This window comes from Roseofilum sp. (genome assembly GCF_982964205.1).
Genome location: NZ_CEZBFX010000051.1, coordinates 22,612 through 31,787, shown reverse-complemented (window position 1 = coordinate 31,787; position 9,176 = coordinate 22,612). Strand labels below are relative to the sequence as shown.

Sequence of the window (9,176 nt, the reverse complement as noted above, 5' to 3'; positions counted from 1 at the left end):
CCATAATAATGTATGTATCGTATACGTGAAAATCATAAAAAGGACAGAAAACTTCATACCGTTATAGGTATTATCCTAGTTGCTCTAACCTATTGCATTTTTGTTTTAATCGCTCAACGGACAGCCGCAGTCTCAGATGATTTTACCTTGATTTGGCCCTCAGCGGGTGTGGCCACGGCGGCAGTTTATATCCTCGGCAATTGGATGGTTCTTGGTGTCTTTTTAGGGACATCCTTGACTGATATTGCATCTTGGATGTCAACCGGGAATATCCTTCCCTTTAAAAGTGCTATCTTATACTTTATCCTTTGGTCTGGAGTTGCACTAAACCCTTGGGTGGGTGTTTCACTATTGCGGAAAACCCTGAGAAATCGCCATCCCTTCTATCGAATCGCAGATGTTTTAAAATTTTTGACATTAGCGGGTATGTTGTCATCAATAGTGAGTACAACCCTAGGAGTAACCTCTCTTTATTGGCAGCAAAAAGTACCGGGTGAAATTTATCGAGAAGTCTTTTTTTCCTGGTGGATGACCGAAGTTGCAGGTATATTTGTGGTCGCTCCATTGCTGCTATGTTTAGCCCATTCGATTGAGCTGAACCAACAGACCATCAAGAAATGGTTACAAATTCGCAATATTAATCAGTTGAACAGAGAAATCCGTCAACGTTTAGATCGGGCGAATTCTAGAGTAATTCTGGAAGGATTTATTTTATTTTTGTCGATTATCTGGGTGAGTCAAATCAGCTTTTGGGGAGGGTACCCCATTGAATATATGCTCATTCCGTTGCTGGTATGGTGTGTGTTTCGTTTTGGACAACTGGCAACCACGTTTTTAATCGTTCTAGTTTCTGCAAATGCGGTTATGGGAACAGCGCAAGGGTTAGGTGTATTTGCACGAGCAAGTGCGAATGAATCCCTGATTTTATTACAATCGTTTATTACTGTCATTGTCTTTACCTTATTAGTCTTAATGGCAGCGATCGCCGAACGCACCCAAGCTGAAGAGCAACTGCACTCAGCCCTCGATCGCCTCGCTCAAACCAATGAAGTCCTAGAAGATCGGGTCAAAGAACGTACCGCCGAGCTAGAAGTAGCCAAGGAAAAAGCAGAAGTCGCAAACCAAGCCAAAAGCACGTTTATTGCCAATATGAGTCATGAATTGCGCTCTCCCCTCAATGGGATTCTCGGATATGCTCAAATTCTGCAACGCGATCGCGAAACTGCTCCCAAACAAAAGGACGGACTAACCGTCATTTATCAATGTGGTTCCCATCTATTAACCCTAATTAACGATATCTTAGATCTATCTAAAATCGAAGCTCAAAAACTGGAACTCTATCCTATCGATTTTAATTTTCACCAATTTCTGCAAAGTGTAGTAGACATTTGTCGCATTAGAGCTGAACAAAAAGAAATAGGGTTTCTCTATTACCCTTCTCCCTTCTTACCCCTAGCCGTTCATGCCGATGACAAACGTCTGCGTCAAGTGCTGATCAATCTCCTCGGCAATGCAGTTAAATTTACCGATCTCGGACAAGTCACGCTTACCGTCACGAGGACATCCGGAAGCGATTCGGGAACCTCCCAACCGATGCATCGGATTCGGTTTGAAATAGAAGATACGGGTGTGGGAATGAACTCCGAACAACTGGAAAAAATATTTCTGGCTTTTGAGCAAGTAGGCGATCGCACCCGTCAAGATGAAGGAACCGGATTGGGATTAGCCATTACCTGCCAACTAGTAGAGATGATGGGAGGAACGATTCAAGTCGAAAGCACTCCCGGAAAAGGCAGTCGCTTCTGGTTTGATTTGAAACTTCCCGAAGCCCATGAATTGCAAATTTTAGGGGAAACCCACCCCCCAATTTTTCCTTCTGGGTACTCTCTGCGCTCTGGAGAAGCCAATTCTCTCCCGCTAAAGCTGCTCATTGTAGACGATCGCCCAGAAAATCGTCTAGTCTTGCTCGATTGGCTGAAACCCCTTGGTTTTGCGATCGTTGAAGCTGAAAATGGTCAAGAAGGCTGGGAAAAAGCTCTAGAATCTCCACCAGACTTAATAATTACCGATCTAGCCATGCCGATTGTGGATGGCTTTCAAATGACCAAACAATTCCGAGCCTCTAAAACCTTAAGTCAAATTCCCATTATTGCCTCTTCTGCCAGTGTATTTAACTTCGATCGCCAACAAAGTCAAGCCGCTGGATGTGACAACTTTTTACCCAAACCCGTACAACCCGAAGAACTGTTCGAGCAATTACAGCAATACTTAAATATTGAATGGAAATATGACCAGCAAGATCCTATAAATACGACTGATGATGATGGAGATAATTGGAGTATACCGCCCTATCATGAACTGGTTAGCCTGCATAATGCAAGCCTCGAAGGCTATATTGCTGGGATTGAAGCAGAAGCAATACGGATTAAAACGCTATCCCCTGAATATCAGGCTTTTGCCGACTATATTTTACAATTAGCTAAAGATTTCGATGACGAAAAGATTTTAAAAATTCTCGACTCTTATCAATCGGATGTTTAAATAATGACAAATTTGCCATCTTCCTCAATCTTAGTCGTTGATGATAACCCAACCAACCTAAAAGTTTTATTTGATGTTTTACAAGACTGTAATTATAAGGTGACCATTGCTAAAAATGGAGAAAATGCTCTCAGTAAAGCCCAGCGCAGTCAACCCGATCTAATCTTATTAGATGTCCTAATGCCAGGTATCGATGGGTTTGAAACCTGTCGTCGCCTTAAAGCTAATGAGCAGACCCGAAGTATTCCTGTGATTTTCATGACTGCCCTTTCGGAAACTGTTAATAAAGTGAAAGGTTTGAAACTTGGAGCTGTTGATTATATTACCAAACCCTTCGATCATGACGAAGTTTTAGCCCGTATCCAAGTACATCTCGATCTCAAAGCAGCCCAACTGAAATTAATTCAAGAATTTGGGCAATCTACCTTGGGGCAATTAGTCGCGGGTATTGCCCATGAAATTAACAATCCTGTTAATTTTGTCTACGGTAACCTAGATTACGCAACTGAATATCATCAAGAAATCATGCATCTCTTAGAGTTGTATGAAAGACACTATCCCGATCCCCATCCTGAAATCAAGGAGTGGGAATCTCAAATTGATTTACCTTTTCTGAAAAAAGACTATTTTCAGTTATTAGATTCGATGAAAATAGGGGCGGAACGAATCAAAGGTCTGGTGATTTCCTTGCGGATATTTTCGAGGCTAGATCAATCAGAATACAAGCTTGCCAATTTGCACGAAGGGGTCGAAAGTATTTTTCATCTTATTGAACATCGGTTACAAGAAAAACCGTATAGACCGGCGATTGAAGTGGTAAAAGATTATGCTGATTTACCTCTGATTCGCTGTTATCCGGCTCAACTCAATCAAGTGCTGATGAATCTATTAATTAATGGTATTGATGCCATTGATACTAAATGCTCCGTCGAGCCACAGGAGGAAGCAAAGAAGAGTAAAACACCGCAATTGAGGATTACGACCCGTGTTGAAGAGCAAGAGAATAGACGGTATGCCCAGATTCAGATTGCTGATAATGGGGTGGGGATTTCAGAGGCAGTACAGCAACGGATGTTTGAGCAATTTTTTACGACGAAAAAGATGGGTAAAGGAACGGGTTTAGGATTAGCGATCGCCCGTCAAATTATTGAAGAAAAACATCACGGTACGATCGCTTATCACTCAGAACTGGGGAAGGGCACAGAATTTACCCTCCTCATCCCCTATCCCGAGTAAGTTTAACTATACGCCGGGAAGTCCCCCGCTATAATCGCTTCGATTTAGCGGGGGATGAAAGGCGGGAAATTGGAGGAAGGGAAATTTCCCAATCTTCTTGACTCTTTTACTGTTTATAGTATAATTCAGTAAGGAAAACTTAAAATGATACACAAAGCAGTCAAAGTTCGACTTTATCCAACATCAGAACAACAAGTCATATTGTCTCAGCACTTTGGTTGTGCTAGATGGTGGTGGAACTATGCTTTGAATAAGTCAATCGAGACTTATAAGGAGACAGGCAAAAGTCTTGGCCAATCAGCTCTTAACGCTTTTTTACCCACACTCAAGAAAGAACAAGAAACTATATGGTGATCTGAATGCTATAGCCAAGTTTTGCAAGCAACAACACTCAACTTAATTACAGCCTACAAAAACTTTTTTGCCGGACGTGCTAAGTTTCCGCGTTACAAGTCAAAACATCGCCAGCAATCAATTCAGTATCCTCAAAACGTTAAAGTGCTTGATGGATTTATTCGGTTCCCGGGTAAAGTTGGCAAAGTTAAAGCTAAATTACATCGGAATATAGAAGGAGCAATCAAGACGGTAACAGTTAGTTTAGAGCCATCAGGTAAATACTTTGCTTCAATATTGACGGAAGCTGAAGGTGATAACCCAATAGTTTCAACTGACGGCCAAGTAATTGGGATTGACTTAGGACTAACTCATTTTGCTATTACAAGTAATGGCAGCAAGGTTTCTAAGTATGACAACCCTAGACATCTAGCTAAACATGAGAAAAACCTCAAACGTAAGCAGAAAAAGTTAGCCAAGAAAGAAAAAGGAAGTAATTCAAGGAATAAAGCTAAGAAGACTGTAGCTAAAGTGTACGAACGGGTAGCTAAATCCCGTCAAGATTTTCTACATAAGCTTTCCCGAAAGCTCGTCAATGAGAACCAAGTGGTCGTAGTAGAGAATCTTAATGTCAAAGGCATGGTACGCAATCACAATTTAGCTAAAGCAATATCTGATGCAGGATGGGGGAGTTTCGTCAATTTCATCGCTTACAAGCTAGAGAAAAAAGGCGGTAAGTTGCTGGAAATTGATAGATGGTTTCCCAGCTCCAAACTCTGCTCTAACTGCTATCACCAGATTGATGAGTTGCCACTTGATATTAGAGAGTGGACTTGCCCCCACTGTGGCACTCGTCACGACCGTGATGGTAATGGGGCTACGAATATAAGAGCAGAAGGCATCAGAATGCTACAGACGGATGGAACAGCCGTCTCTGCTAACGGAGGGGAAGTAAGACCAAAGCGTGGACGCAAGTCTGTTCTGAGGCATTCCCCTGCGATGTTAGAAGCCCACACGCTTAGTCGCTTCGACTTAGTGTGGGTAGTTCACTCTCTGATATCCACATTCAAGAGATAGCGACGTTCGCGTACAGAGGGACCGCGCAGAACAATCCGGACGCGATCGCCAGAATGAACCCGAATTCTAAACTTACCGTCAGCATCCGTCGGCACTGCCCGATTATTCACATACACCAGATCCATCGGATCGGCTTGGGCAACAATCACAGCTCCATTCCCCGCAGGTGAGATACTCCGAATCCTCAACGTTGAGAGGGCTGGAGTGATTTCTTCTACAGTTGGAGGTTCACCTGGATTAATCACCGCATAAAATCCAGGATTGACCAAAACTTCTTGACCTTGACTGAAGACTCCCACAATACCATCAATAGTAGAAATGCCTGTTTTTCCATCTGGACCGACATTGACTCCAAAAGAGGTTCCTCGAACTCCGGCAACCCCGGCTGGAGTTCTCACCCGCACCGGTGCATTTTCCGTTGCCGTTGATTGGGCAATATTCAAAGGAATATCGAGGCTTTTTAATCCAGTAATTTGCTCCAAATTTTGTCCTAATAAACGATCCGGATTACTAACCCATGCGGCAATGGAAAATCGCGCTCGTCCTAGAGGAATATAAAATCCTGTAATCGGGGGATTTCCTCCTTCGAGGGTCTCGACTTGAAACGTGGTTTGTGGAGCTAATTCAACGACCCCAACTTGGCTATCAATGCGTAGTCTAGCCGTGGAATTTTTTCCAGTAACGATCCGATCTTCTGAAGTGAGTAACTGATCCCCCACACGAGCTGGCCGATCGTTAAACCAAACAGTTCCCTTAATTTCTTCAATCGTCACCGATCGCATTGTAGGGGCTTGCGCCACCGGAGAACTGATGGGGGAATTTAAAGCTTCTTCTCTTGCAGATAAATTGTGGTTATACTCTACAGTAGATTCAGGGTGCAACGTCACCGAAGTTCGATCGGTGGTTTCTACGGAACTGGCCGAGCTCTGTTGGGTCGATAACCCAGAACTCAGAACCGTCAAGAACACTCCCACTCTAAGCAGAGTAGGAAACATCTGAGGAATGTAGGAGTCAAACAGCTTCATTTTTTAATGGGGTGCTTTCAAGCAAAATTTGTTTGTTTGTTCAGCCTTCCCGATCCAAATCAGGATTGTTTTTCAGCATCAGATGGCAAGAACTGAAATATGAATTGGCAACCGCGTGTTCTTCGCTTATTGCGAATCAATTATTACTTACCCTTAACGGGTCTGCTTGTATGCACCCTTGGAGGAGGAATCGGGAAACCCTCGTTTCCTGTCGAGTCTAGCTACACTTTACCCTACTCCGATCGGATTACCCTGTTATCTGGGTTACCTACAGCCAAAAGGGTTAAGGCAGATTCTCCAGACTTGATTTTTCAACAGGCTCTGGAATGGTATCACAAAGGGACAGTCGTAGGGTTTGAACAAGCGATTCCCCTGCTAAAAAACGCCTACCAATTGTATCAAGAACAGGGCCAAGTGCAACAATCGGCGTTGAGTGGTTTACTTTTAGGGATTATTTATAAAAATTTAGGACAATTAGAGCCTTCTTTGGAGTATGTGCAACAGGCATTAGCATTTTATGAACAAAGTACCGATCCGGTGGGGATGGCGGATAGTTTGAACCAAATGGGTTTAATTTATCAAATCCAGGCGGATATGGATGCAGCACTCAACGCCTATAGTCTGGCTCTACAGCACTATCAACAGGTTGAAGATCGGGGGGGAGAAGCCTATACATTTAATAATATAGGCGTGGTTTACGATCGCCTCGGTCAATATCAGCAAGCCCTAGATTACTATAACCGCGCTCTACCCCTCTGGCGCGAAGTGGAAGATGGCTATGGGGAAGCGGCAACCTTGAATAATATCGGTATTATTTACGATCATTTGGGGGATTATGACCCATCTTTGCACGCTTATGAACAGGCATTGCTAACCTATCGCACTCTTGAGGATCGGTTGGGGATGGCACGGACATTGAATAATATTGGCTTGTATTATGATGCGGTCAAGTTACCCCAACAAGCACTGACCTATTACGAACGGGCGCTACCCTTGTGGGAGGAAGTCGGCGATCGCCCCGGTCAAGCGAGTACCCTCAATAATATGGGCTATGTGTGGGCAGATCGGGGTCAGTGGGAGAAATCCCTGGGTTATTATGAACAAGCGCTACCCTTGTGGGAGGAAGTCGGCAATCGCAAAGGAAAGGCAAGTACATTAAATAATCTGGGTTATGTCTATGCGAACCAAGGAAAACCGGACAAGGCGCTAGAGCAGTATCAACAAGCATTAAGCATTCGGCAAGAAATTGGCGATCGCCCCAAAGAAGCCCTGAGTTTGTATCGTATCGCTCAAGTGCAACAGGAACAAGGGGGGTTAGAAGAAGCACTCGAAACCCTGAAACCGGCGATCGCCATTATCGAAGATATGCGGATTAACGTTGCCAGTCAAGAGTTACGCACTAGCTTTTTTGCCTCCAAACAGGACTATTACGAATTTTACATCGATTTACTGATGCAACTGCACCAGAAATCGCCCCAACACGGCTATGATGCCCAAGCCTTGCAAGTGAGCGAACAATCTAGAGCCAGGTCATTGTTAGATATTCTGGCAGAAGCCCAAGGAGATGTGAGTGCGGGCGTTAATCCCACTCTCCTCGAGCAGAAAAAAAGCCTACAAAAACAACTGAGTCTTCAAGAAGAGCGCCGAATTCAGATCCTCAGCCGCTCCCATACTGAACGGGAAGCCCAGGTGATTGAAGAAAAAATTAAAACCCTTCTCGACCAATACCGAGCCGTACAAGCCCTGATTCGGGTCTCTAGTCCCCGCTACGCCGCCCTCACCCAACCTGAACCCCTCACCCTAGAGGAGATCCAAACCCAGGTTCTAGACGAGGATACCTTGCTCTTAGAATACTTTTTGGGCAAGGAGCGCAGCACCTTATGGCTCGTCAGTTCTACGGAGATTAAGAGCTATGAACTTCCTGGGCGAGAAACCATAGAACAGAGTGCCCGTAAGTTTCGAGATGCTCTGACGATTCCCACCCAAAGGATACGCCGTAATGTGCTGGAAGCCACCGCTATCCAGCTCAGTGAGCAGATTTTAGGGCCGGTAGCCGAGGAGTTGGGGAATAAGCGATTGGCGATCGCCGGTCATGGAGCCTTACAATATGTGCCTTTTGCGGCTCTTGCTGTTCCGGGTCTACAGGAATATAAGCCCCTAATTGCCAATCGCGAACTCGTTAATCTTCCCTCTGCGTCTACAGTAGCGATTTTGCGACGGGAAACCCAAGGACGCAAACCTGCCCCCAAAACTCTAGCTGTGCTTGCCGATCCCGTGTTTGGACAAAATGATGGACGAGTGAGTACTAGGGGAACCAGCAAAGCACAACCCCTACCGCCAGATTTGGAGCGATCGGCTAGGGAATCAGGTGTTTTATTTGACCGATTACCTTACACTCACCAGGAAGCCGAAAGTATTTTAGCCCTTGTTCCTGCTCCAGAGCGTCTTGAAGGCTTTGGATTTAGTGCCAGTCGAAAATTAGCGGCCAGTGACGAACTCTCCCAATATCAGATTATCCACTTTGCCACCCACGGCTTAATGAATAGCACAAACCCTGCCCTATCTGGGCTAGTTTTTTCCTTAGTCAATGCTGATGGCGAACCCTTAAATGGTTTCTTAAGACTCCATGAAATTTTCAACTTAAACCTACCCAGTGAGTTGGTGGTTTTAAGTGCCTGTGAAACCGGTTTAGGACAAAACATTAAAGGAGAAGGTTTAATTGGCTTAACCCGAGGATTTATGTATGCAGGAGCGCCCCGTTTAGTTGTCAGTTTGTGGAGTGTAGATGATCAAGCTACCGCCAAATTAATGATTGATTTTTACCAGACTTTATTGGCAGAAGGAAAATCCCCGAGTCAGGCATTGCGGGAAGCCCAATTAAAAATGTGGGAAACGTCCCAATGGTGGCAACCCTATTATTGGGCAGCGTTTACATTGCAGGGAGAATGGAATCATTGATGAAAG

4 protein-coding genes and 1 pseudogene are annotated in these 9,176 nt (G+C 44.4%); 4 read left to right on the top strand and 1 reads right to left on the bottom strand.

The features are described 5' to 3' along the window. The first annotated feature begins 12 nt into the window (after positions 1-12). The 3 genes and pseudogenes from AC3A14_RS13895 (at position 13) to AC3A14_RS13885 (ending at position 5,187) form a co-directional block, all read left to right on the top strand. A complete protein-coding gene (locus AC3A14_RS13895; protein WP_318736077.1) occupies positions 13-2,541 on the top strand; it encodes an MASE1 domain-containing protein in 2,529 nt (842 codons plus the stop codon). A 3-nt stretch (positions 2,542-2,544) separates the two neighbouring features. Beyond that, positions 2,545-3,777: a hybrid sensor histidine kinase/response regulator gene (locus tag AC3A14_RS13890; protein WP_318736079.1), complete on the top strand. Its 1,233-nt coding sequence runs from the start codon at positions 2,545-2,547 to the stop codon at positions 3,775-3,777. Between the two features lie 144 nt (positions 3,778-3,921). Next, positions 3,922-5,187, top strand: a pseudogene (locus AC3A14_RS13885) (RNA-guided endonuclease InsQ/TnpB family protein). Here the strand turns inward: AC3A14_RS13885 and AC3A14_RS13880 are convergent. Then, positions 5,157-6,212: a FecR family protein gene (locus AC3A14_RS13880; RefSeq protein ID WP_487779034.1), complete on the bottom strand. Its 1,056-nt coding sequence runs from the start codon at positions 6,210-6,212 to the stop codon at positions 5,157-5,159. The pseudogene AC3A14_RS13885 and the gene AC3A14_RS13880 overlap by 31 nt on opposite strands. Before the next feature lie 99 nt (positions 6,213-6,311). On the opposite strand from AC3A14_RS13880, the gene AC3A14_RS13875 reads away from it, so the two are divergent. After that, complete coding sequence (locus AC3A14_RS13875; RefSeq protein WP_318736945.1) at positions 6,312-9,170, top strand: CHAT domain-containing protein; 2,859 nt, start codon at positions 6,312-6,314, stop codon at positions 9,168-9,170. Positions 9,171-9,176: the final 6 nt, after the last annotated feature.